General features: G+C 67.8%; 30 protein-coding genes. 17 read left to right on the top strand and 13 right to left on the bottom strand.

The features are described 5' to 3' along the window. The first annotated feature begins 13 nt into the window (after positions 1–13). Genes AB0M48_RS15975 through AB0M48_RS15960 form a run of 4 tightly spaced genes read left to right on the top strand, consistent with a single transcriptional unit; the run spans position 14 to position 4,532 of the window. A complete protein-coding gene (locus tag AB0M48_RS15975; protein ID WP_363841714.1) occupies positions 14–1,351 on the top strand; it encodes an extracellular solute-binding protein in 1,338 nt (445 codons plus the stop codon). Beyond that, positions 1,352–2,209 (top strand): sugar ABC transporter permease, encoded by an 858-nt coding sequence (locus AB0M48_RS15970; protein WP_363841711.1) that lies wholly within the window; start codon positions 1,352–1,354, stop codon positions 2,207–2,209. Next, positions 2,206–3,039, top strand: coding sequence for a carbohydrate ABC transporter permease (locus tag AB0M48_RS15965; protein ID WP_363841708.1), 834 nt, complete (start codon positions 2,206–2,208; stop codon positions 3,037–3,039). The genes AB0M48_RS15970 and AB0M48_RS15965 overlap by 4 nt, the downstream gene beginning before the upstream one ends. Before the next feature lie 11 nt (positions 3,040–3,050). Next, positions 3,051–4,532 (top strand): glycoside hydrolase family 13 protein, encoded by a 1,482-nt coding sequence (locus AB0M48_RS15960; protein ID WP_363841705.1) that lies wholly within the window; start codon positions 3,051–3,053, stop codon positions 4,530–4,532. A gap of 50 nt (positions 4,533–4,582) precedes the next feature. On the opposite strand, the gene AB0M48_RS15955 is transcribed toward AB0M48_RS15960, so the two are convergent. The 4 genes from AB0M48_RS15955 to AB0M48_RS15940 are packed head-to-tail and all read right to left on the bottom strand — an operon-like array spanning position 4,583 to position 6,723. Continuing rightward, positions 4,583–5,437 (bottom strand): hypothetical protein, encoded by an 855-nt coding sequence (locus AB0M48_RS15955; RefSeq protein WP_363841702.1) that lies wholly within the window; start codon positions 5,435–5,437, stop codon positions 4,583–4,585. Further along, positions 5,434–5,769: a type VII secretion target gene (locus AB0M48_RS15950; RefSeq protein ID WP_363841699.1), complete on the bottom strand. Its 336-nt coding sequence runs from the start codon at positions 5,767–5,769 to the stop codon at positions 5,434–5,436. The genes AB0M48_RS15955 and AB0M48_RS15950 overlap by 4 nt, the downstream gene beginning before the upstream one ends. Positions 5,770–5,773: 4 nt before the next feature. Continuing rightward, a complete protein-coding gene (locus tag AB0M48_RS15945; protein ID WP_363841696.1) occupies positions 5,774–6,235 on the bottom strand; it encodes a YbaB/EbfC family nucleoid-associated protein in 462 nt (153 codons plus the stop codon). Continuing rightward, entirely contained in the window at positions 6,232–6,723 is a 492-nt protein-coding gene (locus AB0M48_RS15940) for a DUF6346 domain-containing protein (RefSeq protein ID WP_363841693.1), read from the bottom strand. Before AB0M48_RS15940 ends, AB0M48_RS15945 begins: the two co-directional genes overlap by 4 nt. Before the next feature lie 273 nt (positions 6,724–6,996). Here AB0M48_RS15940 and AB0M48_RS15935 point away from each other — a divergent pair, with 273 nt between their 5' ends. The 9 genes from AB0M48_RS15935 to AB0M48_RS15895 all read left to right on the top strand — a co-directional run bounded on the left by AB0M48_RS15935 (position 6,997) and on the right by AB0M48_RS15895 (position 15,363). After that, positions 6,997–7,758, top strand: a complete 762-nt coding sequence (locus AB0M48_RS15935; protein WP_363841689.1) for a DeoR/GlpR family DNA-binding transcription regulator — start codon at positions 6,997–6,999, stop codon at positions 7,756–7,758. A 67-nt stretch (positions 7,759–7,825) separates the two neighbouring features. Then, positions 7,826–9,172: a sugar ABC transporter substrate-binding protein gene (locus AB0M48_RS15930; protein ID WP_363841686.1), complete on the top strand. Its 1,347-nt coding sequence runs from the start codon at positions 7,826–7,828 to the stop codon at positions 9,170–9,172. Position 9,173: 1 nt separating this feature from the next. Continuing rightward, positions 9,174–10,103, top strand: coding sequence for a sugar ABC transporter permease (locus AB0M48_RS15925; protein WP_363841683.1), 930 nt, complete (start codon positions 9,174–9,176; stop codon positions 10,101–10,103). Continuing rightward, complete coding sequence (locus AB0M48_RS15920; protein WP_363841680.1) at positions 10,100–10,915, top strand: carbohydrate ABC transporter permease; 816 nt, start codon at positions 10,100–10,102, stop codon at positions 10,913–10,915. Before AB0M48_RS15925 ends, AB0M48_RS15920 begins: the two co-directional genes overlap by 4 nt. Further along, positions 10,912–11,901, top strand: a complete 990-nt coding sequence (locus AB0M48_RS15915) for a zinc-dependent alcohol dehydrogenase family protein (protein WP_319986462.1) — start codon at positions 10,912–10,914, stop codon at positions 11,899–11,901. The genes AB0M48_RS15920 and AB0M48_RS15915 overlap by 4 nt, the downstream gene beginning before the upstream one ends. A gap of 119 nt (positions 11,902–12,020) precedes the next feature. Next, the gene (locus AB0M48_RS15910) at positions 12,021–12,245 is read left to right on the top strand and encodes a hypothetical protein (protein ID WP_363841676.1); all 225 of its coding nucleotides are present in this window, start codon (positions 12,021–12,023) and stop codon (positions 12,243–12,245) included. Then, positions 12,224–14,098, top strand: coding sequence for an ATP-binding protein (locus AB0M48_RS15905; RefSeq protein ID WP_363841673.1), 1,875 nt, complete (start codon positions 12,224–12,226; stop codon positions 14,096–14,098). Before AB0M48_RS15910 ends, AB0M48_RS15905 begins: the two co-directional genes overlap by 22 nt. Continuing rightward, the gene (locus tag AB0M48_RS15900; RefSeq protein WP_363841670.1) at positions 14,095–14,760 is read left to right on the top strand and encodes a response regulator transcription factor; all 666 of its coding nucleotides are present in this window, start codon (positions 14,095–14,097) and stop codon (positions 14,758–14,760) included. Before AB0M48_RS15905 ends, AB0M48_RS15900 begins: the two co-directional genes overlap by 4 nt. Before the next feature lie 57 nt (positions 14,761–14,817). Beyond that, positions 14,818–15,363, top strand: coding sequence for a radical SAM protein (locus AB0M48_RS15895; RefSeq protein WP_363841667.1), 546 nt, complete (start codon positions 14,818–14,820; stop codon positions 15,361–15,363). Here AB0M48_RS15895 and AB0M48_RS15890 read toward each other — a convergent pair. Next, complete coding sequence (locus AB0M48_RS15890; protein ID WP_363841664.1) at positions 15,350–15,454, bottom strand: DUF397 domain-containing protein; 105 nt, start codon at positions 15,452–15,454, stop codon at positions 15,350–15,352. The two genes, AB0M48_RS15895 and AB0M48_RS15890, sit on opposite strands and share 14 nt — an antisense overlap. Before the next feature lie 43 nt (positions 15,455–15,497). Next, positions 15,498–16,343 carry a helix-turn-helix transcriptional regulator gene (locus AB0M48_RS15885; RefSeq protein ID WP_363841661.1) on the bottom strand — a complete coding sequence of 282 codons (846 nt, stop codon included), beginning with the start codon at positions 16,341–16,343 and terminating at the stop codon, positions 15,498–15,500. A gap of 167 nt (positions 16,344–16,510) precedes the next feature. On the opposite strand from AB0M48_RS15885, the gene AB0M48_RS15880 reads away from it, so the two are divergent. Next, a complete protein-coding gene (locus AB0M48_RS15880) occupies positions 16,511–17,689 on the top strand; it encodes a DUF222 domain-containing protein (protein WP_363841658.1) in 1,179 nt (392 codons plus the stop codon). Positions 17,690–17,955: 266 nt separating this feature from the next. Here AB0M48_RS15880 and AB0M48_RS15875 read toward each other — a convergent pair whose 3' ends face one another. Further along, positions 17,956–18,891, bottom strand: a complete 936-nt coding sequence (locus AB0M48_RS15875; RefSeq protein ID WP_363841655.1) for an asparaginase — start codon at positions 18,889–18,891, stop codon at positions 17,956–17,958. 23 nt (positions 18,892–18,914) lie between these two features. On the opposite strand from AB0M48_RS15875, the gene AB0M48_RS15870 reads away from it, so the two are divergent. Next, positions 18,915–19,454, top strand: a complete 540-nt coding sequence (locus AB0M48_RS15870) for a GNAT family N-acetyltransferase (RefSeq protein WP_363841652.1) — start codon at positions 18,915–18,917, stop codon at positions 19,452–19,454. Here the strand turns inward: AB0M48_RS15870 and AB0M48_RS15865 are convergent. From AB0M48_RS15865 to AB0M48_RS15840, 6 genes are all read right to left on the bottom strand, one after another. Next, entirely contained in the window at positions 19,435–20,112 is a 678-nt protein-coding gene (locus AB0M48_RS15865) for a polysaccharide lyase family 7 protein (RefSeq protein WP_363841649.1), read from the bottom strand. The two genes, AB0M48_RS15870 and AB0M48_RS15865, sit on opposite strands and share 20 nt — an antisense overlap. A gap of 110 nt (positions 20,113–20,222) precedes the next feature. Then, positions 20,223–20,786: a cupin gene (locus AB0M48_RS15860; RefSeq protein ID WP_319986473.1), complete on the bottom strand. Its 564-nt coding sequence runs from the start codon at positions 20,784–20,786 to the stop codon at positions 20,223–20,225. Next, entirely contained in the window at positions 20,783–21,379 is a 597-nt protein-coding gene (mtnB, locus tag AB0M48_RS15855) for a methylthioribulose 1-phosphate dehydratase (RefSeq protein WP_363841646.1), read from the bottom strand. Before mtnB ends, AB0M48_RS15860 begins: the two co-directional genes overlap by 4 nt. Beyond that, positions 21,376–22,032: an acireductone synthase gene (gene mtnC / locus AB0M48_RS15850; RefSeq protein ID WP_363841643.1), complete on the bottom strand. Its 657-nt coding sequence runs from the start codon at positions 22,030–22,032 to the stop codon at positions 21,376–21,378. Before mtnC ends, mtnB begins: the two co-directional genes overlap by 4 nt. After that, positions 22,029–23,030: a s-methyl-5-thioribose-1-phosphate isomerase gene (locus AB0M48_RS15845; protein WP_363841640.1), complete on the bottom strand. Its 1,002-nt coding sequence runs from the start codon at positions 23,028–23,030 to the stop codon at positions 22,029–22,031. The genes mtnC and AB0M48_RS15845 overlap by 4 nt, the downstream gene beginning before the upstream one ends. Continuing rightward, a complete protein-coding gene (locus AB0M48_RS15840; RefSeq protein WP_363841637.1) occupies positions 23,030–24,130 on the bottom strand; it encodes an acyl-CoA dehydrogenase family protein in 1,101 nt (366 codons plus the stop codon). The genes AB0M48_RS15845 and AB0M48_RS15840 overlap by 1 nt, the downstream gene beginning before the upstream one ends. Before the next feature lie 141 nt (positions 24,131–24,271). Between AB0M48_RS15840 and AB0M48_RS15835 the strand changes: the two genes are divergently transcribed. After that, a complete protein-coding gene (locus AB0M48_RS15835; protein ID WP_030479286.1) occupies positions 24,272–24,475 on the top strand; it encodes a cold-shock protein in 204 nt (67 codons plus the stop codon). A gap of 269 nt (positions 24,476–24,744) precedes the next feature. Then, the gene (locus AB0M48_RS15830; RefSeq protein ID WP_363841633.1) at positions 24,745–25,941 is read left to right on the top strand and encodes a PI-PLC domain-containing protein; all 1,197 of its coding nucleotides are present in this window, start codon (positions 24,745–24,747) and stop codon (positions 25,939–25,941) included. Positions 25,942–25,959: the final 18 nt, after the last annotated feature.

Genomic DNA, 25,959 nt, shown 5'->3' with positions numbered 1-25,959 from the left:
GGGCGGCCCCACCATGAAGAAGTCCGCTGCCGTGCTGATTGGCGGTGTCCTGGCCCTAAGCTCCGTCGGCTGTGGGAGCGGTTCCACGACTGAGCCCGGCGGCAAGGTCCAGATCAACATCAACGGTCAGCCGCCGCAGACCCAGGCGTTCGACCGCAAGGTCTTCGACGAGGACGTCGCGGAGTTCGAGACAGCGAACCCCGACATCGACCTCGTGCCGCACGAGGGGTTCATGGACCCGAAGACGTTCAGCGCCAAGCTCGCCGGTGGCCAGCTGGAGGACGTCTTCTACGTCTACTTCACCGATCCCGCGGCGCTCATCGCCCGCAGGCAGGCCGCCGACCTGACGGACTACGTCAAGGACGTCCCGCACTACGGCGACCTGAAGCAGGAGCTCAAGGACGTCTTCACGGTCGACGGCAAGGTCTACGGCCTGCCCACCGCCAACTACACGATGGGCCTGCTCTACAGCCGCACCAACTTCACCAAGGCGGGCCTGGACCCCGACTCGCCGCCGAAGACGTGGGACGAGGTCCGCGCCGCGGCCAAGAAGCTCAAGGACGCCGGCGTCACCGGGTTCGCCGAGTACAGCAAGAGCAACCAGGGCGGCTGGCACTTCACCACGTGGATGAAGTCCGTCGGCGGTGACGTCGCCCGCAAGGACGGCGACACCTACAAGGCCGACTTCAACAACGACAAGGGCAAGGAAGTCCTGCGCAGGCTCAAGGAGATGCGCTGGGACGACAACTCCATGGGCGACAAGCAGCTCCTGGAGATCGGTGACGTGCAGAACATGATGGGCGCCGGGCAGCTCGGCATGTACCTGGCCGCACCGGACAACGTCGCCGCGATCGTCAACCAGTTCAAGGGCAAGTACGACGACTACGGCCTGGCCGCGATCCCGGAGCAGAAGGGCACCCTGCTCGGCGGCGAGGGCTACATGGTCAACCCGAAGGCCACGCCGGAGAAGATCAAGGCCGGCCTGAAGTGGATCCAGTGGAAGTACCTGAACCCGGACCGGCTCGAGGGCAACCTGCGGAAGTACAAGGACCGCGGCCAGCCCGTCGGCCTGCCGATCCCGCCGATCGCCGACATCTGGACCGGTGAGCCGCGCAAGAAGCAGGAAGACCTGAAGGCCAAGTACGCCACCATGCCGGTGAAGAACTTCCAGGCCTACGTGGACGGTTCGGAGAAGACCAAGGGCTCGCTCGAACCGCCGCAGGCGCAGCAGGTCTACGCGATCCTCGACAGCGTGGTGCAGGCGACTCTGACGAACTCCGACGCCGACCACTCGGCACTGCTGAAGGATGCGGAGACCAAGGTCAACGCCGTCCTGGCGCAGGTGAAGTAGGTGCGGCGCCACGTCACCGCGTACGGCTTCCTGAGTGCCGCGCTGGTCGTCTTCGCGGTGTTCTCCTGGTACCCGATCGTGCGCGGGGTGGTCCTGAGTTTCCAGCAGGTCAACTTCGTCACGAGTCCCGACTGGAGGGGCTGGGAGAACTTCGAGCGGCTCTTCGCGGACCCGCTGTTCGGGGTGGCGTGGCGCAACACCTTTTACTTCACGCTCCTGGCACTGCTGCTCGGTTTCGGCGTCCCGTTCCTGACCGCCGTGGTGCTCAACGAACTGCGGCACGCCAAGGGCTACTTCCGCCTGCTGGTCTACCTGCCGGTGATGTTGCCGCCGGTCGTGACGGCCCTGCTGTGGAAGTGGTTCTACGACCCGGGTCCCGGTCTCTTCAACTCCGTCCTCAGAGGACTGGGCCTGCCGACGTCGCAGTGGCTCGACTCCGCGGACACCAGCATGATCAGCCTCGTCCTGGTGATCACGTGGGCGAACATGGGCTCAGCGACGCTGGTCTACCTGGCCGCGCTGCAGACCATCCCCGGTGAGCTGTACGAGGCCGCCGACCTGGACGGCGCCGGGATCGTCAGGAAGGTCTGGCACGTCACGATCCCGCAGACCAAGTTCGTGATCCTGATGCTCTTGCTGCTCCAGGTCGTCGCGACCATGCAGGTCTTCACCGAGCCGTTCATCATGACCGGCGGCGGCCCGGAGGAGTCCACGGTCACCGTGCTGCTCCTGCTGTACCGCTACGCCTTCTACTACAACGACTTCGGCACCGCGAGCGCGCTGAGCCTGATCCTCTTCGCGGTGCTGGGCGTCTTCTCCTTCCTCTACCTCAAGATCACGAAGAAGGCCGACGCATGAGGACTCTCACCAGGGGAACGGGCCCGGTGTACTGGATCGTCCTGGCCGGCACGCTGGTCCTGTTCACGGCGGCGTTCCTGCTCCCGCTGGTCTGGGTGCTGCTCGGCGCGTTCAAACCGCCGGCGGAACTGGCACAGCAACCGCCGACGCTGCTGCCTCAGACGTGGGAACCGGGCGCGTACGTCGACGCCTGGAACTACATGGACCTGGGGCGGTTCTTCCTCAACACGTTCGTCGTCGCGATCGGCGCGTGGGCGGTGCAGATGGCCGTGATCGTCCCCGCGGCCTACGCGCTGTCCAAGCTCCGGCCGCTCTTCGGCAACGCGGTCATGGGCCTGATGCTGGCGACGCTGATGTTGCCCTCGACCGCCGTGCTGGTCCCGGTCTACCTCACGCTCACCGACCTCGGGCTGCTCAACAACCCTGCGGGCATCTGGTTGCCGGCCGCGGCGAACGCGCTGAACGTGTACCTGCTCAAGCGCTTCTTCGACCAGATCCCGGAAGAGCTCCTCGAAGCGGCCAGGATCGACGGCGCGAACACGTGGACGACCCTCGTCCGCATCGTGCTGCCGATCTCACGCCCCATCCTCGCCGTCGTCTCGATCTTCGCGGTCGTGGCGGCGTGGAAGGACTTCATCTGGCCGCTGCTCGTGTTCCCCGATCCGGCGAAGCAGACGCTCAGCGTCGCGCTTCAGCGCTTCGCTCCGGACACCCCGATCAACCTCCTGCTCGCGGGCCTCGTGCTGGCGAGCCTGCCGATGGTGGCGCTCTTCCTGGCGTTCCAGCGGCACATCCTCGCGGGGCTCACCGCGGGCGGCGTAAAAGGCTGAAAGGACACCAGATGAGTTGGTGGCGCAACGCATCCATCTACCAGGTCTACCTGCGCAGCTTCGCGGACGGCAACGGTGACGGCATCGGCGACCTGGCCGGCCTCCGCGCCAAGCTCCAGCACATCGCGAACCTCGGCTTCGACGCGATCTGGCTCAACCCGTGGTACCCGAGCCCGCTCGCGGACGGCGGCTACGACGTGGCGGACTACCGCGACATCGAGCCGGTCTTCGGGTCGCTCGCCGACGCCGAGAAGCTCATCGCGGACGCGCACGGCCTGGGCATCCGGATCATCATCGACCTCGTCCCGAACCACTGCAGCGACCAGCACCCGTGGTTCAAGGACGGGCTGTGGGACCGCTTCCACATCCGCGACACCGAGGAGATCCCGAACGACTGGCAGTCGCGCTTCGGCGGCCCGGCGTGGAGCAGGCTCCCGGACGGCCGCTGGTACCTGCACCTCTACGCCGCCGAACAGCCGGACTTCAACTGGGAGAACCAGGTCGTCCACGACGAGTTCGAGGACATCCTGCGGTTTTGGCTCGACCGCGGCGTCGACGGCTTCCGCATCGACGTGGCCGACGGCCTGGTCAAGGACTTCAGCAAGCCCGACGCCGACCTGCCCTACTCCGACCAGGACGGCGTGCACGAGATCTACCGCAGGTGGCGGCAGATCGTGGACTCCTACGACGGCGACCGCATCCTCGTCGGCGAGATGTGGCTGCCCGACCCGGTCAGGTTCGCCCGGTACCTCCGCCAGGACGAGATGCACAGCGCGTTCAACTTCGACTTCCTCTGCTGCCCGTGGAACGCCGACGAACTGCGCAAGGTCGTCGACAGCACGCTCGCCGCGCACGAACCCGTCGGCGCACCGCCGACCTGGGTGCTCTCCAACCACGACGTCACCAGGCACGTGACCCGCTACGGCCGCGAGAAGACGGGGTTCTCCTTCGCGGACAGGCAGCACGGCGCCCCGACCGACTTCGAACTGGGCACCCGCCGGGCCCGTGCGGCGATCATGCTCACCGCGGCGCTGCCCGGCGGCGTCTACGTCTACCAGGGCGAGGAGCTGGGCCTCTGGGAGGTCGAGGACCTGCCGGACGAGCTGCGCGAGGACCCGGTGTGGCACCGCTCCGGCTTCACCGACCGGGGCCGCGACGGCTGCCGCGTGCCACTCCCCTGGTCCGCGGAGGACGGCCCGAGCTGGTTGCCGCAACCCGAGAACTGGCAGGACTTCTCGGTCGCGGTCCAGTCGGAGGACCCCGAGTCGATGCTCGCCCTGTACCGCGAGGTGTTCGCGCAACGCCGCGGCATCAACGGCGACCTGGAGTGGCTCGACCTGGGCGAGGACGTGCTGGCGTTCAAGCGCGGCGACCACACCTGCGTCGTCAACCTGTCGGACCGGGCCATCGATCTGCCGGGCGTGCCAACGTTGTCAAGCATCCCGTTGGCGGACGGACGGCTGCCGTCCGACGCCGCGGCCTGGATCTCCTGATCACGCGACGAGGGAGCCTTTCCGCACTCGGCAAGGCTCCCTCGTCCACATCACCTCGTGGCGTACGACTGGTCGTCCATGTTGGTGCTGTAGACGCCCGTGTTCTTCACGACCTGCGCGGTGACCGCGGCCTTCGGCGTCATGTTCTTCATCACGTCCTTGACCTTCTCGAGCACGTCGAGGAGCTTGGAGACCAGCTTGGAGAGGCTCCGGATCGTGGTGACGATCTTGTCGATCCACTCGCGGACCTTGTTGACCCACTTCACGACGACGCGGATGCCGTCGGCCACGATCGCGGGGGTGGCCAGGCCGACGGTGATCACGGCAGCAGCGGCGGCCCTGATCAGGAACTGCACCAACTCGCTCATCCCCATCGCGATCAGGTCGCGCACGGTCGTGCGGACCACTGCGACGGCCGCGGCGGCACCGGTCAGCGCGGCTCCCACACCGCTCGCGGCGATCGACGCGCCTTTGATCGCTTCCGCCTCGAGCAGTGCGACCGGCTTGTACGCGGCGATCGCGGCCCCCTGCCAGGCGGAGGTGTCCGACTCCACGACCTGCTTCATGTACTCGGAGGCCTTGGCGAGGTGGTCGGAGACGTTGCCCCAGGTGGCGGCGTTCAGGTTGATCGTGCCGGGGTCGCCCGCGAGCGAGTTGAGCATCGACGTCAACGGCTCGACGTGCTCGATGAACCAGGCGAACGCCGAGCTGAGCAGGCTGCCGAACGGGTCGGCGATGAAACCGAGCGCGTCGAGACCGGCCGCTCCGGCGTTGACACCGGCCTCCAGCCAGTCGCCGCGCTGAACGGCGGCGACCGCGTCGGCCGAGACCTCGACAACGCCGATACCGGTCAGGCCGTCGAGACCGTCGCTCGCCGCCGGCCTCGCGATCAACGGATTGCTCATTTCCCGCCTCCCAGCTTGTCGATGAGCTTGTGCAGGGTGCCGCCGACCGCCGCGTCCACGTTGTCGTAGGTTTCAGCCATCGCGCTGACACTCGCCGACGTCGCGGCGACGACGGTGTTCGCGGTCGCGATGGCCGCGTGTCCCGTGAGCTCGATCGAGCCCATCAGCGGCAGCAGGATCGGGCTGCAGAGGATGCCGTAGGCGGTGGTCCCGCTGATGGTCGCCTGCGTGGCGGCCTGCTGTGCCACGCCGATCTGCTCGACCACACCGTCCAGCCTGCGCGCGTGGTCACGCATGGCGACGGTGTGGACGTTGAAGCCTCCCGCGGTCATGCGGTCACCACTCCTTCTTGTCGCGGGCCCAGTTGTGGCCCTGGAAGTCGTCGTCGTCCGGCGGCTGCGGAGCCCTGCGCGGCTGCTCGGTCTCCTGCGGCGGCTGCGGGAACTTCTCCTGGAAGCCGCCCATGATCGCGTTCATGGTGGCGGAGTCGTCACCGAGGACCGGCGCCATCGCCTCCTGCATCCGCGTCGCGATCTGCGCCTGCGCCGACCGCATGATGCCCAGGATCTCCGCCGACAGCTGTGCCGGCTGCTTGCGCAGCGCCGCGTCGGTGAGGTCGAGCGCCATCACGTTGCCGCCGCTGTCGACCGTGACCGAGACCGAGCCGTCGTTCGACCGCTGGGTCACCCGGACCTCGCGCGCGGCCTGCGAGATCTGGTCGGCCTGCTTCAGCTTGGCCTGGATCTCCTCGTCCCACTTGCGCATCAACGCGTCGGGATCACCCATGGTCGGATTCACGTAGTACCCCTCATGTCGGGCTTTCGTTCCGTGGCGGACAAGGTGCCGCCGAAGACGATCACGAACAGCAGGAAGCCGAAGCCGAGACCGCCGAGCACCGACCCGAGCCCCAGCACCACGCTCGGTTCGAAGTCGGCCCGGTACACGGCCGTGACGCGAGACGCCTTGTCGGCCACCAGCCGTTGAACGACAGGCACGTCCTTTCCGGCGTCGTCCGGACGGAGCTGACCGATCTGGACGGTCACCCGCCCCGTGTCACCGCTGTCCCACACGACGTCGGCCTCGCACAACCACCAGTAGCCGAAGCCGCTGACGGACACCGGTCCTTCTCGCCGGCAGTCGGCCACCCGTGCGACACCCCGGTCCGAAACGCTCGTCGTCGCGGCCGCCGGCTTGAAGTACGTGAAGCCCGTCAGACCAGCGATGGCGACAACCGCCCAGAGCGCGAGCCCCACGAGGCCCGCGACCAGCCGCGCGATCTTTCGCACCATTCCTCCCCTTCGCTGCCCGGTCCGACGCGAGCCTGCCTTACCCGGTTCCACCGAATTCACCAACGACCTGGAGGCCATCCGGGCACGCGGTGACGGCAGTTCGGGCGTGCCCATTCTGGTCGACCTGCGTGAACGCGCCGTCACACACGGCGAACCGGGCAGAAATCGGGCAGGATCTCACCCAGCTGTGGCACCCAACACAATGTTTCGAGGGTGTTTCATCTATGCACGGCCCGAACGGGCAACTCATGAGCCGAATGGGCAGGTGACATGCGAGCCGAGGAACGCAAGCGGCGCATCCTGGCCAGGGCCCGCGCCGACGGCCGCGTCGACGTGGTGGAGATGGCGCAGGAACTGCGCGTGGCGCCCGAAACGGTCAGGCGCGACCTGCGCGTGCTCGACGAGCACGGCCTGGTGCGGCGGACGCACGGTGGCGGTGTGCCGGTCGAGAGCGCCGGCTTCGAGACGGGGCTCCGGTTCCGCGCCGGGTCGCACGTCCCGGAGAAGCGGCGCATCGCGAAGGCGGCCGCCGAGCGCCTCGACGACGCCGAGACCGTGTTCATCGACGAGGGCTACACACCGCAGCTCGTCGCGGAGGCGTTGCCCACGACCAACCCGCTCACGATCATCACCGCGTCGCTGCCGACCGCGGCGGCGATGTCCGAGCACCCGTCGTGCACCGTCCTGCTGCTGGGCGGCCGCGTCAGGGGCCACACACTGGCCACTGTGGACCACTGGACGACCAGAATGCTCGGCGAGATGGTCATCGACCTCGCCTACATCGGCGCGAACGGCATCTCCCGCGAGCACGGCCTGACCACGCCCGACCCGGCGGTCGGCGCGGTGAAGGCCAAGGCGCTCGGCGTTTCCCGGCGGAAGATCTTCGTCGGGACGCACACGAAGTTCGGCGTCTCCAGCTTCCACCGGTTCGCCGAGGTCTCCGATCTGGAGGCGGTCGTCACCGACAGCGGCCTCTCCGCCCACGAGGCCCACCGCTACACGCTGCTCGGCCCCAAAGTCATCAGAGCCTGAACGACCCTCGCCTTTGGGTGCATCCCCCTTCTTCGACGCGCCCAAAAACCCTGGAAAGGAACCGACGATGCCGTCGATTCGCACACCACTTCGCACATTCGGGGCCGCCACCGCCGTGTTGCTGCTCGCGTCCGCCTGTTCGGGTGCCGGTGGCGGGGGTGGTGGTGAGAACTCGGTGAACGTCCTGATGGTGAACAACCCGCAGATGCAGGACCTGCAGAAGCTCACCGCGGACAACTTCACGAAGGACACGGGCATCAAGGTGAACTTCACCGTGCTGCCCGAGAACGACGTCCGCGACAAGATCAGCCAGGACTTCTCCAGCCAGGCCGGGCAGTACGACGTCGCGACGATCTCCAACTACGAGACGCCGATGTACGCCAAGAACGGCTGGCTCGCGCCGATGGACGACTTCGTGTCCAAGGACAGCGCGTTCGACCAGGCCGACATCCTGGAGCCGATCAGGCAGTCGCTGACCGCGGCGGACGGCAAGGTATACGCGCAGCCGTTCTACGGCGAGTCGTCGTTCCTCATGTACCGCAAGGACATCTTCGAGGCCAAGGGCGTCACGCTGCCCGAGAAGCCGACCTGGCAGCAGGTCGCGGAAGCGGCGCAGAAGGTCGCCACGCCCGAGGTGCGCGGCATCTGCCTGCGCGGCCAGCCGGGCTGGGGCCAGGTCATGGCACCGCTCACGACGGTCGTGAACACCTTCGGCGGCACGTGGTTCACCAAGGACTGGCAGGCGCAGGTCAACGCGCCCGAGTTCAAGGCGGCCACCAAGTTCTACGTGGACCTGGTGCGCAACTACGGTGAAGCCGGTGCTCCGCAGGCCGGGTTCGCCGAGTGCCTCAACAACATGACGCAGGGCAAGGTCGCGATGTGGTACGACGCCACGGTCGCCGCCGGCCTGCTCGAAGCCGCCGACTCCCCCATCAAGGGCAAGCTCGGCTTCACCCAGGCGCCGGTCGTGAAGACCGACAGCTCCGGCTGGCTCTACACGTGGGCGTTCGGCATCCAGAAGGCCTCGAAGAAGCAGGACGCGGCCTGGAAGTTCATCTCGTGGGCGTCCGGCAAGGGCTACGAGGAGCTCGTCGGCAAGAACCTCGGCTGGTCGAAGCTCCCCGACGGCAAGCGCTCGTCGACCTACCAGCGTCCCGAGTACAAGCAGTCCTCCGGCAGCTTCTCCGCGATGGCCGAGGCCGCGATCAAGGGCGCGAAGCCGCTCAACCCAGGTGTGCAGGAACGCCCGGCGCCCGGCATCCAGTTCGTCGGCATCCCCGAGTTCACCGACCTCGGCACGCAGGTGTCGCAGCAGATCAGCTCCGCGATCGCGGGTGCGGTGACGGTGGACGACGCGCTGAACAACGGTCAGGGACTCGCCGAGAAGGTCGCCGCGAAGTACAAGGGACAGTGACATGGCTGTCATGACGAGGGAGCGGCCGGTCGTGGACCGGCCGCCTCCCGTCCCCCGCAAGGGCTACTCGAAGTGGGCGCGGCGGGCACCCCTGCTGCCCGCGCTCATCTTCCTGATCATCGTGACGCAGCTGCCGTTCCTGGCAACGCTGGTGATCTCGTTCATGAGGTGGAACTCGCTCGATCCCACCAACCGCGGGTTCGCCGGGTTCGACAACTACGTCAACGTCTTCACCGACCCCGATCTGCGCTCGTCGGTCGTCAACACGATCGTGCTGACCGCGTCGGTGGTGCTGATCAGCCTGATCCTCGGACTGGGCCTCGCGTTGTTGCTGGACAAGAAGTTCCGCGGCCGCGGGTTCGTGCGCACCATGCTGATCGCGCCGTTCCTCGTGGTCCCGGTGGCGGCGGCGCTGATCTGGAAGCACGTGCTCTACAACCCGGAGTACGGCCTGTTCAACGGAATCCTGAACTGGCTGGGCTTCGACGCCCAGCCGGACTGGATCTCCACCATGCCGATGAGCGCCGTCGTGCTGTCGCTGGTGTGGCAGTGGACGCCGTTCATGATGCTGATCCTGCTGGCGGGCCTGCAGTCGAAGCCCGTCGAACCCGTCGAGGCCGCCACGATCGACGGCGCGTCGTCGTTCCAGATCTTCCGCTACCTGACGTTCCCGCACCTGCGCCAGTACCTGGAGCTCGGCGGGCTGCTCGGGTCGATCTACATCGTGCAGAACTTCGACGCGGTCTTCACGATCACGTCCGGCGGTCTGGGCACGGCGAACCTGCCGTACATGATCTACCAGACCTTCTACCAGGCCCACGAGTACGGCGAGGCCTCCGCGGCCGGCGTGATCGTGGTGGCGGGGTCGATCCTCATCGCGACGTTCGCGCTGCGCACGGTGTCCTCGCTGTTCAAGGAGGAGAAGCGATGAATCCCCAATGGATCAAACACGGTTGGGGTGTGCTCGCCTGGTTCGCCGGCATCGTCTTCTTCGCACCGGTGGCCTGGATGTTCCTGACCTCGCTGCACAGCGAGTCGGACGCGGCGACGAACCCGCCGTCCCTCGCGGCGCCGCTGACGCTGGACGGTTACGCGGAGTTCTTCGACTCCGGCGCGTGGCCGCCGCTGATCAACTCGTTCAGCGCCTCGATCGGATCGACGATCATCGTGCTGCTGCTGGCGATCCCGGCCGCGTACGCGTTGTCGATCAAGCCGGTGGAGAAGTGGACGGACGTCCTGTTCTTCTTCCTGTCCACCAAGATGATGCCGGTCGTCGCGGCGCTGCTGCCGATCTACCTGATCGCGCAGTTCTCCGGGATGCTCGACAACATCTCGTTCCTCACGCTGCTGTACTGCTCGATGAACCTGCCGATCGCGGTGTGGCTCATGCGCTCGTTCCTGTCCGAGGTGCCGAAGGAGATCCTGGAGGCCGCCTCTATCGACGGCGCCGGCCTGGTCACGACGCTGCGCCGGGTGGTGGCGCCCATCGCGATGCCCGGCATCGCGGCGACGGCGTTGATCTGCTTCATCTTCAGCTGGAACGAGCTGCTCTTCGCACGGGTGCTGACCGGTGTCGTCGCCGGTACCGCGCCCGTGTACCTCACCGGGTTCGTCACCTCCCAGGGCCTGTTCCTGGCCAAGGTGTGCGCGGCCGCGGTCGTGGTGTCTCTGCCGGTGCTCATCGCCGGGTTCGCCGCCCAGGACAAGCTCGTCCAGGGCCTTTCGTTGGGAGCGGTCAAGTGAAAGCAGCAGTGATCACCGGCGTCGGGTCCGTCGAAGTGACCACTGTGGACGATCCCAGGTGCGGTCCCCGCGACGTGGTCGTCGACGTGGCGGCCTGCGGGCTGTGCGGCACGGACCTGCACATCCTGCAGGGCGAGTTCGCTCCCACCCTGCCGGTCGTGCCGGGCCACGAGTTCGCCGGCACGATCGTCGAGATCGGTTCCCAGGTGAACGAGCTGAAGGTCGGCGACCGCGTGGCCGTCGACCCGTCGCTCTACTGCCACGAGTGCCGCATGTGCCGCTCGGGCAAGAACAACCTCTGCGAGCGCTGGGCGGCCATCGGCGTCACCACGGCCGGTGGCGCGGCGGAGTTCGCGGTGGCGCCCGTGGCGAACTGTGTGAAGCTGCCGGACCACGTGCGGACCGAGGACGCGGCGCTGATCGAGCCGCTGTCGTGCGCGGTGCGCGGCTACGACGTGCTGCGGTCGCAGATGGCGTCCCGGGTGCTGATCTACGGCTCGGGCACGATGGGCCTGATGATGCTGCAGCTCGGCAAGCTGACCGGCGCGTCGTCGATCGAGGTCGTGGACCTCAACGAGGAGCGCCTGAAGACCGCCGTCCAGCTCGGCGTCACGGGCGTGGCGTCCTCCGCGGACGAACTGGACCGGCCGCAGGGCTGGGACGTCGTCATCGACGCCACCGGCAACGAGAAGGCCATCCAGGACGGTCTCGGCCGGGTCGCGAAGGGAGGCACGTTCCTCCAGTTCGGCGTCTCGGACTACTCGGCCCGCGTGACCATCGAGCCGTACCGGATCTACAACCAGGAGATCACCATCACCGGCTCGATGGCGGTGCTGCACTCGTTCGAACGGGCGGCGGACCTGTTCGCGACCGGAGTGCTGGATCCCGAGATCTTCATCAGTGACAGGGTGCCGCTGGACGACTACGCCAAGGCGTTGGACCAGTTCAAGGCCGGTGTCGGCCGCAAGATCCAGGTCCTGCCGTGAGCTGATCCGAGAAAGTTCTCAGAAGTTCGTGGGCACTCGTGTATCCAGACGAGTGCCCACGACTCCTTCCAGGCATGTCGAAGTCCGGGCAGAAAGTAACCCCGCCGTACTTTTCGCACATGTCCGACGAAGAGCTCCTCGCCTGGTACGCGGAGCTTCAGGTGCGCGCCATGAACGCGCCACCTGGGGACGTCGATTTCGATCACACCCACAAGCCCGCCCAGCCGCGGACCGTGGAAGAGCTGCGCCGCCGGATCATGACCTTCCAGGGCTGGCCGGGCGGTCTGTCCACGCTGGACTCCGGTTCTCCGTTCCACAACCTGTGGCACTGGCTCAGCGACTGACTCGGCGCGAGGTCACCCTCGCCCGAGTCGTCGGCGCGGTGGTGGCCGCCTGTGTGCTCTTCGCCGTCGTGCACACAGCGGTCACCGGCGCCGTCTCACATCCGCGGAACTGGCTCGTCGCGTTCGCCTGCACCCTTCTCGGGGTGCGCGTGATCGGCCACGTCCGCAGGTCGTCCGTCGGGTGGTTGCTGCTGGCGATGGGCGTGTTCGGCGCCGTCGCCGTCGCGGTCGCGGGTCAGCCCGCCGACCACCCCGCCCGATGGGTCGAGGCGTGGGTCTGGTGGCCCACGTACGCGCTGCTGCCCGCTGTGGCACTGGTCTTCCCCAACGGCAAGCCGCTGAGCAACCGCTGGTGGATCGCCATCGGCGCGTCGCTGTTCAGTGCTGTCGTGGGCACCATCGGGATCGCCTGGGCCTCGTGGGGCGATCCCGCCTCGTACTGGCAGAGCAGCGGTGACGGGCTCGCGAAGACGATCACGCTGATCGCCGTTCTCGCGGCCGGGGTCTCCGTGCTCGCGGCCGTGGTGTCCCTGGCTCTGCGGTGGCGGAGGGCGGAAGGGGACGAACGCCGGTTGCTCGTGTGGGCGTTCGCGCTGCTGACGCTGGCCGGCGTGGCGACCGCGGTGGAGACGACGGACGGGCACATCGCGTGGATCGTCGGTGTGCTGGCGTTCCCGGCCGCCGCGGTCATCGCGATCCTGCGGTACGGCCTGTACGACATCAGCCTGCTGATCCACCGGTCGTTGCTCTACGGCTCGCTGACCGTGGTGCTGCTGCTGGTCTACCTCGGTGTGATGGTCGGGGCCGGCCAGCTGTTCGCGCAGGACGCCGAGGTGATCGGGGTCGTGGCCGCGGGACTGGTGTTCGCGCCGATCCGCAGCTGGGTGCAGCGCAAACTCGACCGCTGGCTGTACGGCGAGCGCTCCGATCCTTACGCGACGTTGTCCACGTTGAGCGAGAAGCTCGAACAGTCGCAGGACGTGCTTGCGACCGTGGCGCAGACGGTCGCCGAGTCGTTGAAGCTGCCGTACGTGGCGATCCGCGGCGGGTCGGTGCTGGCCGAGCACGGCCGCAGCCGCGGCTGGCCGCAGCTGCGCTTCCCCATGACGTACCGGGGTTCCTCGGTCGGTGATCTCGTGGTCGAGCCGCGTGCGCCCGACGAGCGGTTGAGCGATCGCGAACTGAGCCTGCTCGTCGACCTCGCCCGGTCCACGGCTCCGGCCGCGCAGTCGATCAAACTGACCGCCGATCTGCAACTCGCCCGCGAACGGTTGGTGCGTGCCCGCGAGGAGGAACGGCTGCGGCTGCGGCGCGACCTGCACGACGGCGTGGGGCCGGCGCTGGTCGGGATCCGGTTGCAGCTCAAGGCGTTGCGCCGCTCGCTGGGCGAGGTGCTGGACCCGGTGCTGGCCGACGTCGACACGACCGCCGTCGAGGTGCGCAGCCTCGTGGACGGGCTGCGGCCGCCGATCCTCGACCAGGGCCTGGCCTTGGCCGTGCGCGACGAGGCCGCCCGCTTCGGCGGTGACCTGCGCGTCGAGGTGCACGCCGAGCAGATCGACGGGCTGTCCGCCGCGGTCGAGGTCGCGGCCTACCGGATCGTCGCGGAGGCGTTGACCAACACCGCGCGCCACTCCGGAGCGTCGACCTGCGTGATCACCGTGCGGGCCGACCGCGACCTGGTCGTGGAGATCGTGGACGACGGACGCGGGGTCGCGGCCGACGCGAAGCCGGGAGTGGGGCTCGATTCGATGCGGGAACGCTGCGCGGAGCTGGGTGGATCGTGCACAGTGGGACCCGCGGAACCACACGGGACTCGGGTGGTGGCGCGGATCCCGTTGGAGGCCCAGTGACGCGGGTTGTGATCGCAGACGACCACCCGGTGTTCCGGCGCGGCTTGAAGGCGTTGCTGGACGGCGAGGACGGTCTCGAGGTCGTCGGTGACGCCGCCGACGGGCAGGAGGCCGTGCAGGTCGTCCTGGACCTCGCGCCGGACGTCGTCGTGATGGACCTGCACATGCCCGTCCTGGGCGGTGTCGAGGCCGCGAAGCAGATCCAGGAGGCACTGCCGCACGTCGGTGTCCTCGTACTGACGATGCACGAGGACGACGAGCTGGTGTTCGCGGCGATGAAGGCGGGCGCGCGCGGTTACCTCGTCAAGACGACGGACGACGACGAGATCGTGCGCGCGGTGCAGGCGATAGGAGCCGGCGAGGCGATCTTCAGCGCCACCATCGCCCAGCGCATGATGGGCTACTTCACCGCCATCTCGTCGTCCAAGGCGGTGCTGTTCCCGCAGCTCACGGATCGGGAGCGAGACGTGCTGGAGCTGATGGCGTCGGGCCTGGACAACCCGTCGATCGCGCACCGGCTGACGCTGTCGGGCAAGACCGTCCGCAACCGGGTCTCCGCGATCTTCACCAAGCTGCAGGTCGCCGACCGCGCGCAGGCCATCGTGCGCGCCCGCGAGGCCGGGCTGGGAAGTCCCTCCCAGATCGGGACACAGGTCACCTGACGGCGGGACAGGTCCCTGGTTTGGATCGGCGTATCCGCCGAAGGGGGCCCGATTCGCATGGACATCACCTGGGACGTCGCACACGCGCGGCTCAGCCACGACCGAATGCTGCACATCGCACAGGCGCTCATCTCGATGCGCCCCGAGACCGTCACGCTGGGCGGCGGCGAGCCGTTGGGAGTGCCCGGCCTGTTCGAGATCGTCGAACTGTTCCGCGACGCCGGCATCGACGTCGTCCTGCGCACGTCCGGCAAGTCGCTGCACCCGTCGATGGTGCGGACGCTGCTGCTGTCGTGCTCACGCATCGAGGTGTGCGCGATGGCGTTCACGCACGCCATGCACGCGTTGCACCTGCTCGACATCGGCGCCGCCAAGCTCGACCGGCACGCCGCGTTCGGCCTCGACGCCACCGGGATCCGCCGCGGCTTCGACCGCCTGGAGGACTTCTGCGCCACCACCGCGTTCGAACTGCCCCGGCTGGGGTTCATCGCGTTCAGCGACACGCTCGGCTCGGACCACGCGCAGTACCTGCAGTCGCTCGCCCCTCAGACCGTGCGGGTGACGGTCGAGACCGCGAACACGTCGGTGGTCAGAGCGAGTTGATCAGGGCGCGCCAGGCAGTGGTGGAGAACGCGAGTACCGGACCGCTCGCGTTCTTCGTGTCCCGCACGAGCGCGTCCTGGGCCAGCGACACCTCCACGCAGCTTTGCGCGGTACCGCCGTTGCTGTAACTGCTCTTACGCCAGATCCGTTCCGCCGACATGAGGATCCTCTCGAAGTCCGCTGACGTACTCCGCCAGCTTGCGCTTCGATTGTTCCGCATCCAGAGCGACGGCATCCAGCCGCTGAAAGAGCCTCCTGGCTCGCGCGACGGCAACGCCGTCCTGCGCCCACACCTGAGCCGTCTCGGACTCGCTGTACACGACCGGGGCCGCCTTGCCGAACTCGTACAGCGTTACCGGAGAACGGAAAGAGCAGATGCCCGCGGGCACGACCCTGAGAATGTGGGTGTTGAAGAGGAGACGCAGGTACTGATCTTCGCGGATGCGTGCATCACCCAGCTGCATCCGCAAGGCCAGCTCATGCACGAAGAACACGCACTCCGGCCGGTTCGGCCGCCTCATGATCGCTTGCCGGTCCATGCGTGCCTGGACGAGCCTTGCGATGTCCTCAGGTGCTTCGATGTGGGAGTCGACGAAGAGCTGGAACGCGTAGTCCTCCGTTTGCATCAGGCCGTGGATGATCAGCACGTCGTAGGAGAAGATCTTCGTGGCCATCGCCTCTGCCATCGCGAGTGTGCCCACGTTGTCCGACATCTGAGCGAAGTACAGATCGAAGGCGTTGTAGTAGCGACCGCGGAACGCGTCGATGAAGTCGATGTTCTTACCGCACGTCGCGAGGTACTGCACGATGTCGACGTCACTCGCGCGCACCTTGCCGAGTTCGATGTCGGACACCTTACTCGGGTCCCAGCCCAGCTGAATGGCCATCGCACGGCCGTGGAACTGGGTGCACGTCTCCCGAAGACGGCGCAACTCGTCGCCGAGTTCCCGACTGCACGGGGTGGAAATGATCGCGGTCATGCCCAACGACGGTATGGCTTGGGTTCGATCCATGCCACGGGCTCGTTCGGGTGAAAACGGCAGGCCCTATGGCGTCGTGCGTCGCACACGGCGCCATAGGGCCTGACCTGCCCTTTCACCCCATCGTGGAATGGAATTCGAACACCTGTTCATGCCACGATGAACGCATGCAGGCACTCGCGCTCTCCTCCCCGCTTGAGCTCCTCGACGAGCTCAAGCGGAAGGTGCGCGCGCTGCAGAGGCTTCAGTTCCAGGTGCTGGAGATCATCGGTTCGCTCGACCAGCAGGGTGCGGCGGAAACGCTGGGTTACAAGGATCTCGTCGAGGTCTTCAAGCACACGCTGCGCTGGGATCCCAAGGTGTCACGCCGCAGGATCAAGCAGGCGCAGGCGTTGTGCCCCACGATGACGCCGACCGGCTCGCTGATCGCGCCGGTGCTGCCCGGTGTCGCGGCCGCGATGGCCGAGGGAGAGCTGTCCGAAGACCACGTGGAGGTGCTGGCCGAGGCGATGGCCGCGCTGCCCTCCGTGGCGGAGGAGCACGTGGTCGAGTACTCGCGGCAGCACGAACCCCGCTCCGCCAAGGCGTTCTGCAAGGAGCTGGCCTACCGCCTGGACCAGGACGGCCCAGAGCCCAAGGACTCAGACCCGGTGGCGCGGAAGAACGTCCTGCGGCGCCAGTGGAGGGGCGGCCGGTACCTGCTGTCCGCCGACCTCGACGCCGAGACCGGCGCGAAGCTCGACGCGCTGATCGACCCGCTGGCCAAGCCGGAGCCCCACGACCAGCGGTGCGCGCCGGAACGAGAGGGCGACGCGCTGTGCGAGGTCATCGACCTGGCTCTACGCGCCGACAGCAGCAGGATCCACAGCGGCGAGCGCGTCCAGCTGACGGTCACGGTCGACTACGACAAGCTCCGCGAGGGCATCGGCAGCGCCCTGCTCGACAACGGCGAGCACCTGCCGATGAGCCAGGTCCGCAAGATGGCCTGCGACGCGGGCATCATCCCCACCCTGATGGGCAGCCGCTCCCAGGTTCACGACGTGGGCCGCAAGACCAGGGCGATCAACGCGGGCCTGCGCCGAGTCCTGGTGGCCCGTGACAAGGGCTGCGCCTTTCCTGGCTGCACCCGCCCGCCGAAGCACTGCGAAGCCCACCACGTCAGGTTCTGGTCGGAGGGCGGCAAGACCAACGCCGACAACCTGGTCCTGCTCTGCCGCCGCCACCACGACCTCGTCCACCACTCGGAATGGCAGATCGAGATGACCGAAGGCCTCCCGACGTTCCGCCCACCGGCGTTCATCGACCCACACCGAAGGCCAAGGACCAACCCGATCCACACCGCCTGACGCGCCGCGCCCACCAGCCACCCCCACCCACCGACAGGCGGGCGGCCACAAGGGCGCGGCGCACCACCGCCACTCACCGCCGCCGCTGCGGCAACCGCACTCCGCAGCCCTTCGACACCACGACGCAATGCTTCAAGCCACCAAGCACCCAGGAGCAGCCTTGACGCCCCATCCGCCGAACACCCCGGACAATGCCGCCGCCCTGTCCACCACGCACTCTCGGGCAGCCCAGATGCCGCCGCACCCACCAAGGCGCGGAACAGCACTCAGAAGACTCCCCCGCGGGCCGCGAACACGTCCTCGACCGAGCTCTCCGAGCCCAAGGCGAGCCGCAGCAGCACGCGGGCCTTGCGCGGGCACAGCCAGCCCGCCATGACCGCGCCGCGCCCGATCAGGTCCGCCTCGGAGCCGGTGAAGCCGTAGGTGTTGCGGAACGTCGTGCCCGCGCCGGTCCGCGACGCCACCACCACCGGGAAGCGGGCGCGGGAGATCGCCTCGGCCATCCCCTGCGACACGTGCCCGGCACCGGTGGCCGCGACGACGACGCCCTGGACGTCGAGCCAGTCGAGGATCGCGCCGTCATCGTCCACTGTGGCCTCGACGAGCGGAACCGCCGGCGGGCCGAGAGGCCTCGGCAGTGCGGGCAGCCGGTGCGCCGGGTGGAAGTACTGCGGGGCGCCCTCGACCTGGAGTCCGAGTGGGCCGGGGAACGAGGTGAAGGCGTTCATGAGGCTGCTGTGGGACTTGCGGACCCAGCGGGCGGCGTGGATCTCGTCGTTGAGGACGAGCAACGCTCCGCGGCCCCGTGAGTTCGCGGCCGCAGCGACGGACACGGCGGCGGCCAGGTTGGCCGGGCCGTCCGCGCCGGGTAGGCCCGGGTGGCGCATGGCGCCGGTGACGACGAGCGGTTCTTCGTGCGCCCACAGGCAGTCGAAGAAGTACGCGGTCTCCTCCAGCGTGTCGGTGCCCTGGATGATCACCACCCCGGCGGCGCCCCGCGAGACCTGCTCGTGGGCCCAGTCGAAGGTCTCCAGCAGCGTCGCGAAGGTGAGCGATGCACCGGGGATCGTCGCCAGGGTGGCGATCTCGCCGACCTCCAGGCCTCCGACGAGGTCCTGCGCGCCGAGTGTCGGTGACACCGCGCCGGAGCCCGTCATCGTGATCGTGCCGCCGAGCGATGCCACCGCCACCCGTGAGTCCATGGCTTCACTCTAGGGTCGATCGCATGACCGGACTCGGATCAGTCGACTGGCCACCCACCCCGATCAGGACCGACCGGCTCGTGCTGCGTGCGTCCGAGGCGGGCGACCGCGCGGCGTTCGTCGAGCTGTTCTCGTCGCCGGAGGTGGGCACCTACGTCGGTGGTGCCCAGCCGCGGGACGAGGTCGAACGCACGGCGCCCGCGGTGCCGGGGCGGCGCACGGGCTTCTTCGTCGTCGCTCTCGGCGGCGGGATGATCGGCATGGTCAGTTTCGACCCGCACCCCGAGGCCGGTGAAGCCCAGCTGGGGTACCAGTTCCTGCCGGAGTTCTGGGGGCAGGGCTACGCCTACGAGGCGTGCGTGGCGGCGCTCGACTGGTTCGCCGCCACGCATCCCGGCCGTCAGGTGGTGACCACCACCCAGACGGCCAACCTGGCCTCGATGCGTCTCGCGGCGAAGCTGGGGTTCACCGAGGTGGAGCGTTTCGAGGGCTGGGGTGCCGAGCAGTGGTCAGGCGTGTGGTCTCCCCAGCCAGATCAGGGTGTCACTGGCGCCAGTAGGTGATGTTGCGGAAACGGGCCTCCGCGCGGCCGCTGCCGTGGTGGTAGACGCCGTTCTTGAAATAGCGCGTCGCCGGGCCCTCGTCCTGGTGGGTGAGTTTGAGGGCGCCGTTGTAATAGATCCTCACGGTGCCGCGGCCGCCCGACACCGCGGTGTGTTCGACGCGGATCTTGAACCATTTGTTGTAAATGCCGGTGGCGACGACCTGGTTGCTGTCCTTGCGCAGGGTGCCGCCGTTGATGTTCGCGACGTTGAGCATCACGTCGGTGGCGCGGGTGCCGTCGGGGCGGCTGCCGCGCAGGATCTGCACGACGGTCGGGCCGCTGACGCCGGCCGGGATGTAGATCTCGCCTTCCCAGGCGCGGGAGCCGCTGGAGTACTCCTGGTTGAAGCGCATCTCGGTGCGCGGATCGGTTGGGCTGCCCTGGGTGTGCGGCTGGTCGTAGTCGTACACCCACATCGTGTGGACGCCGCCCTCGAACTTGTAACGGCTGCTCAGCGCGAGGTTGTACGGCTTCTGGACGGTGTAGGTGTACGGAGCTGACGCCCACTGCGCGGACGGCGGCTGAGCGAGGGCCTGAGCCGCCGGGGCCACGAGCAGGGGTGCGGTCAACGCGAGGGCGAGCACGGAACGTCGCGTGTGGAGTGCAGGGGTTTCCACGGTGAATCCCTCCGACCTTGATAAGTGGTCTGTACCACTGTGAGGTCAGTGGGCGGAGGGAATCAACACTTCGTTCGAATTCCGGAACAATGTTCAGGTAGGCGAACTTTTCACATTCCTGAACGCAGCTCGTCGAAGGTCGGGAACTTCGTCGCGATGTCGCTGCCGGTGAAGTTGCCGATCCAGCCGTCGTCGTCGTGGAAGAACCGGATCGACACGTAGTCGGGCGTCGTGCCCATGTCGAACCAGTGCGTCGTGTTCGCCGGAACGCTCAGCAGGTCGCCCGCCTCGCAGAACACCGCGTACACCTTGTCACCGATGTGCAGGTAGAAAACCCCTGCGCCACGGGCGAAGTAGCGGTCCTCGTCGTCGTCGTGGGTGTGCTCGGCGAGGAACTTGTCGCGGAACTCGACGGCCTTCGCGCGGTACTCGTCCGTGTCGGCCGGGGTCATCTCCATCGCGTCGACGTAGCCGTACCTCTCCGTCTCGCTGACGCGGGCGACCTCGTCCTTGTAGATCTCCAGGGCGTTCTCGGCGGTCACACCGTCCACAACGGACCAACGGCTGAAGCGCACTCCGTGCTCCTTGAGCGCGGTGGTGATCTCCTCGGCGTCGGTGGTGCGCAGGACGGTCTCCTCGGGGCCGGTTTCCGGCCACACCGTCAGCAGCGTCATGAGTGCCTCCCCGTAAAGATGTCTCGCGTCTCCACCTTGAAGCGCAGCAGCCACTCCAGGCATTCCAGGCGGTGCCGTGCCTGCACGAGGTCGTCGCCCCACACGTACACGCCGTGCCGTGCGACGAGCAGCGCCGGCACCTTCGGGTCGAAGCCCTTCTCGAAGGCGTCGCCCAGTTCGAGCATGTCCTGTGAGTTGCGGACGACCGGGATCACGACCTCCTCGTGGTCGTACCGGCCGAAGCCCTTGAGCATCTCCAGGTCCTTCAGCACCACGCCACCGGGCCAGTGCTCCGCCGCGACGACGGTGGCGAGCGCGTGGACGTGCACGACGGCGCCAGCTCCGGCGACCCGGGCGATCCTGGCGTGCAGGCCCGCTTCGGCGGACGGGATCTTCGGCGAGTCGACCGCGTTGCCGTCGGCGTCGATGACGACGCTGTCCTCCGCGGTGATCTCGCCCTTGTCCACGCCGCTGACCGTGACCGCGAGCCGGAGCGGATCACGTTGCAGGACAACGGAGAGGTTGCCGCTCGTGCCGCGCATCCAGCCCATCTGCGCGAACCGGACGCACTCGCGGGCGAGCTCGGCGGTCACGAGAGCTCCCAGACCGTCGGGTGGGGCGAGAAGTCGGCGTTGCCGTACGGCTCACCGGCGCGCGCGACGCCGACCGTCTTCCAGCCCGCCTCCTGCGCGGCGTGCAGCTCGGCCGGAACGTCGCTGTAGAAGGTGATGTCGTCGCTCTGCAGCACCGAGGCGATCTTGCGGTACGACTCGGCCTCGCGCTTCGGACCGGCGTTGACCGTGTCGAAGTGGTGCTCCAGCAACGGGGTCAGGTCGCCGTCGGTGGTGTGCTTGAAGAACGCGACCTGGCCCGCGACCGAGCCGGAGCTGAAGATCGCGAGCTTCACGCCGTCGCCGTGCCACTTGCGGATCGCGGGGACGACGTCCGGGAAGAACTCCGCCACCAGGTCGCCCTGCGCGTAACCCTGCTGCCAGATGAGGCCCTGCAACGTCTTGAGGGGCGTGACCTTCTGGTCGGCGTCCATCCAGTCGTGCAGCGCTTTGACAACGTCGTCGTGGCCGCTGAGCTCCTTGATCTGCCGCACGGCATCGGCGACCACCGGGTCGTCACCGTGCTGCTCGATCCACGGACCGAGCCTCGGACGGGCGTAGTCGTAGAGGACGACCAGCACCTGGTCCGTCGCGCTCAGCGTGCCCTCGATGTCGAGCACGACCCACTTGCTCACCGCTGTTCTCCCTCGTAGTACTTGTCGAGCTCGCCGGCCGGGTAGACGCCCCGGTCGGTCACCACCGTCGTGACGAAGCGCGGCGGCGTCACGTCGAACGCCGGGTAATGGCCCTTCACCCTCGGCGTGGCACTCGGCCTGCCCAGCACCTGCAGCACTTCGGCACCGTCGCGGTACTCGATCTCCACGTGGTCCGTCGTGGGCGCCAGCAGGTCGGGTGCCTGCACTTGGGCGTGGAACGGTACTCCGAACGCGTGCGCGGCCACGGCCAGACCCAGTGTGCCGACCTTGTTCACGACGTGCCCGTCCATGGTGACCCGGTCGGCCGCCGTCACCAACGCGTCGACCTCGCCGCTTTGCAGCACCGCGGCGCCCATGCCGTCCGTGATGAGCGTGGTGTCGACGCCCATCTCGATCAACGTCTCCGCGGTGAGCCTGGCTCCCTGCAGGTAGGGCCTGGTCTCGGTGCAGAAGAAGCGCAGCGTCTTCTGCTGGTGCTGGGCGGCCCGGACCGTCTCCGTCAGGTACAGGTCGGCCCAGCAGTGCGTCATGACGGTGGCGTTGTCGGGCAACAGGTTCGCCGTGTGCTCGCCCAGCGCCTGGCTCTTGGCCCGGTACCTGCGGTCGCCTTCCTCGGCGCCCGCGAGCGCGTGCGTGACGTCCCGCGCGGCGTCCACGTGGTCGAGGACGATCTTGGTGGCCTTGCGCAGGGCGTTGTTGGTGCGCCTGGTGTTCTCGAGCATCCGCGCGGTCTCCGCCAGCTGTGCGCGGGCCTGTTCGAACGGCAGTGCTTCGAGGGTGCGTGCCTTCAGCACCATGGCGAACAGCACCGCGAAGTACGGGCCGGAGGACTGGGTGACCATGTCCTCGATGGCCCGCCCGACGTCTTCGGCTGTGCGGCACAGCACCCAGTTCCGTTCGAACGGGAACTGCCGGCGGTCGAGGATCAGCACGCCGTCCTCGGTGAGCCGCACCGAGTCGGCGAGGACCGGCTGCATCAGCTGTACCCGGTGTGGGCGGGGCGCGCGCCGGTCAGGAAGTGCTCGCCGACCTCGCGGGCCTTGTAGACGACCGGGTCGTGCAGCGTGAGCGTGCGGGCGTTGCGCCAGAAGCGGTCCACGCCGTACTTGGCCGCGGTGCCGCGCGCGCCGACCTGCTCGAAGATGCGGCTGGTGACCTCGTTGACGAGCTTGGTGCTGACGACCTTCGCCTCGGAGATCGTCACCGCGACCTCGCCGCGCTTGGCGGGCGTGAGGTTGCGGCCGAATTCGGAAGCCTCCCAGAGCTGCCGGGCGGCCTCGTCCGCGAGCAGCCCGGCGGCCCTGGTCTGGGACACCATCTCGCCGTAGGCCGCGACGATGTACGGGTCCTCGGTGGCGGACTCGACGCCGCTGACGAACCACGGGCGGGTCTTGGTGCGGGTGTAGTCGGCGGCCTCCGCGAGCGCGCCTTCCGCGATGGCCACGTAGAGCTGCGCGAGCACGAGCTGGAAGCCGAGCGCGGCGAGGCTGACGCGCGGGTCCTCGGTGGCCGGCTGGACGCCGAGCACCTCCGTCACCCGGACGTTCTCGAAGTTCACCCCGCCGGACGCCGTGAGGCGCTGACCGATGTTGTCCCAATCGTCCAAGTAGGTGATTCCGGCCGCTTTGCCGTCGAGCAGGAACGTGAGCTTCTCGCCGTTGTCCGTGCGGGTCGCGCTGACCACGAGGCGGTCGGCGACGGCGGCTCCGGTGGCGAAGGTCTTGCGACCGTTCAGGACGAAACCGTTCTCGGCGGGCGTCAGTTCGAGCGCCGCGTCGAGCGGGTTGCTGACGCCGGCCCAGAACTGGTCGGGCTGGACGCTGAACTGGGTGTCGAACAGCCCGCTGCGCCAGATCTGCAGGTAGTGGTACCCGAGGAGGTGTCCGACGTTGGCGTCGGCGGCGCCGATGATCCGGCCGATCCGCTGCTGCTGCGTCCAGTCCCGGACGTTGAGCAGACCGCTCTGCCGGAGCAGTTCCACCTCTTTGGCGGGCGGCTGGTTGGCCCGGTCCCTGTCCGCCGCGTCGGACCTGAGCGTCGCCGCAACCTCGTGCGCGACGTCCAGCCAGTTCGACATCCCTGCTCCTCTCGGTGGTACCCGGTTCAACTTACTTCGTCACACCACCGGGCTAACCACGATGTGAGAGAGACCGTGGCCTGGCAGACTGCCCCGCGAACCTCGCTCTGGCGGGGGTCCAACATCTAGGGAGCAATCGGTATGGCGCAGGGCACCGTGAAGTGGTTCAACGGCGAGAAGGGCTTCGGATTCATCGCGCAGGACGGCGGCGGTCCGGACGTGTTCGTGCACTACTCGCAGATTTCCGGTTCGGGCTTCAAGTCGCTTGAAGAGCAGCAGCGCGTGGAGTTCGAGATCGGCCAGGGTCAGAAGGGGCCGCAGGCGCAGGACGTCCGCGCCATCTGATTGAGCTCTTGAAGCCCGCTCGGCCGTGCGCCGGGCGGGCTTTGTGCTGTTCCAGGGCGGAGGTGGTGGCAACCGAGGAAGTCGAACCCTGCGCGGCTTGTGAAGGCGGCGCCCGGATACCGGCCCTAACCCTTCGGTTGGGCGACGGCTGCCTTGGAGTTGTACTGGCCGCTAAGAGGGCTCTACGGCACGTGAAATACCCACAGTGTTAAACGTCCAAACGCCTGAAGACGTTTCATGTTTCATGCAGGTACGTGACTCTGGTCACCGTGCGATACCTCCCTGCCATCGCGGCCCTGTTTCTACTTCCTCTGGTACCCGCCACCGCCGAAGCGGCTCCCGCGGGCACGTTCTACGTCACCGGTGTCCGGACCGGCCTCAACGTCGCCCAGAGCGGCAGTGGACTGGCACTGCACCGCCCGAAGGGCAACGAGGACCACCAGCAGTGGCGGCTGAGCGACGGGAGGTTCGAGAACACCGACTCGCCGGGCCAGTGCATCACCCGCCAGCTCACCATGGGTTCGTGCTCACAAGGGGATACGGTTCACGAGGCCCGTCAGTTCGGTGATCAGTGGGAGTTCTTCAGCCTCGGCGGTGAGTCGCGCTGGTACCTGACGCCGGTCGCCGCCCAGACCAGCCCGATGCCGGCGGATCCGCGGCTCGACCAGATGACGTTCCTGACCGCCCACAACGCCTATGCGAACGGGGTGGACGGCGGGTTCGCGCCGCCGTTCGTCAACCTCGCCAAGAACCAGACGCGCGGCATCGTGCAGCAGCTGAGCGACGGCGTCCGCGGGTTCATGCTGGACATCCACCAGACGCCCGACGGCGCGATCCTGTGCCACAACAGCTGCACTCTCGTCAGCAAGCCGGTGGCGCTCAACGTCGACGTCCAGCGGATCGTGGACTTCCTGCGCGCCAATCGCAGCGAGATCGTCACGGTCTTCCTGGAGGACTACGTCGACGCGAACACGCTGCGCTCCGAACTCCGCAAGGTGCAGGGGCTGAACGACGTCCTGTACCGGGCAGAAGGCGTGCAGCAGAACGGCTGGCCCACGCGCAGCCAGATGCAGAGCAGCGGCAAGCGCCTGCTCATCTTCACCGACCACGGCAAGGACGGGCGCGAGGACTCCGGTGTGCTGTACCAGAAGGAGTGGACCGTCGAGAACTACTGGTCGATGGGTTCGGGTCTCGGCAGTTCCGACTGGTCCTGTTACAGCCGATGGGATGAAAAACCACTCACCGCGACCGGCGCCTTCCAGCCCTTGTTCGTCATGAACCACTTCCGCGACGTTCCGTTCACGAGCACCGCGACGACGGACAACGGCAAGCTCGCGAACCGGGCTCAGCAGTTCTGCCAGCCCGCGGCCAGGAAGAAGCCGAACTTCCTGGCGGTCGATCTCTACCACCTCGGGAACGCGCAGGCAGCGGTCAGCCGGCTGAGCTCATACGTATATAGGCCGTAGCCCAAATCGTGGGAGTTG

Source organism: Lentzea sp. NPDC051208 (assembly GCF_040682435.1).
Taxonomy (GTDB): domain Bacteria; phylum Actinomycetota; class Actinomycetes; order Mycobacteriales; family Pseudonocardiaceae; genus Lentzea; species Lentzea kristufekii.
Note: the sequence above shows the minus strand (reverse complement) of the source record. Positions and strands in the feature narration are given on the sequence as shown.

Coding starts and splice junctions, on each gene's coding strand:
- AB0M48_RS15835 (WP_030479286.1), top strand. CDS start 24,272: ATGGCGCAGGGCACCGTGAAGTGGTTCAACGGCGAGAAGGGCTTCGGA.
- AB0M48_RS15860 (WP_319986473.1), bottom strand. CDS start 20,786: ATGACGCTGCTGACGGTGTGGCCGGAAACCGGCCCCGAGGAGACCGTC.
- AB0M48_RS15875 (WP_363841655.1), bottom strand. CDS start 18,891: ATGGACTCACGGGTGGCGGTGGCATCGCTCGGCGGCACGATCACGATG.
- AB0M48_RS15840 (WP_363841637.1), bottom strand. CDS start 24,130: ATGTCGAACTGGCTGGACGTCGCGCACGAGGTTGCGGCGACGCTCAGG.
- AB0M48_RS15925 (WP_363841683.1), top strand. CDS start 9,174: ATGGCTGTCATGACGAGGGAGCGGCCGGTCGTGGACCGGCCGCCTCCC.
- AB0M48_RS15845 (WP_363841640.1), bottom strand. CDS start 23,030: ATGCAGCCGGTCCTCGCCGACTCGGTGCGGCTCACCGAGGACGGCGTG.
- AB0M48_RS15885 (WP_363841661.1), bottom strand. CDS start 16,343: ATGACCGCGATCATTTCCACCCCGTGCAGTCGGGAACTCGGCGACGAG.
- AB0M48_RS15935 (WP_363841689.1), top strand. CDS start 6,997: ATGCGAGCCGAGGAACGCAAGCGGCGCATCCTGGCCAGGGCCCGCGCC.
- AB0M48_RS15960 (WP_363841705.1), top strand. CDS start 3,051: ATGAGTTGGTGGCGCAACGCATCCATCTACCAGGTCTACCTGCGCAGC.
- AB0M48_RS15870 (WP_363841652.1), top strand. CDS start 18,915: ATGACCGGACTCGGATCAGTCGACTGGCCACCCACCCCGATCAGGACC.
- AB0M48_RS15950 (WP_363841699.1), bottom strand. CDS start 5,769: ATGACCGCGGGAGGCTTCAACGTCCACACCGTCGCCATGCGTGACCAC.
- AB0M48_RS15975 (WP_363841714.1), top strand. CDS start 14: ATGAAGAAGTCCGCTGCCGTGCTGATTGGCGGTGTCCTGGCCCTAAGC.
- AB0M48_RS15920 (WP_363841680.1), top strand. CDS start 10,100: ATGAATCCCCAATGGATCAAACACGGTTGGGGTGTGCTCGCCTGGTTC.
- AB0M48_RS15965 (WP_363841708.1), top strand. CDS start 2,206: ATGAGGACTCTCACCAGGGGAACGGGCCCGGTGTACTGGATCGTCCTG.
- AB0M48_RS15930 (WP_363841686.1), top strand. CDS start 7,826: ATGCCGTCGATTCGCACACCACTTCGCACATTCGGGGCCGCCACCGCC.
- AB0M48_RS15955 (WP_363841702.1), bottom strand. CDS start 5,437: ATGAGCAATCCGTTGATCGCGAGGCCGGCGGCGAGCGACGGTCTCGAC.
- AB0M48_RS15910 (WP_363841676.1), top strand. CDS start 12,021: ATGTCCGACGAAGAGCTCCTCGCCTGGTACGCGGAGCTTCAGGTGCGC.
- AB0M48_RS15895 (WP_363841667.1), top strand. CDS start 14,818: ATGGACATCACCTGGGACGTCGCACACGCGCGGCTCAGCCACGACCGA.
- AB0M48_RS15880 (WP_363841658.1), top strand. CDS start 16,511: ATGCAGGCACTCGCGCTCTCCTCCCCGCTTGAGCTCCTCGACGAGCTC.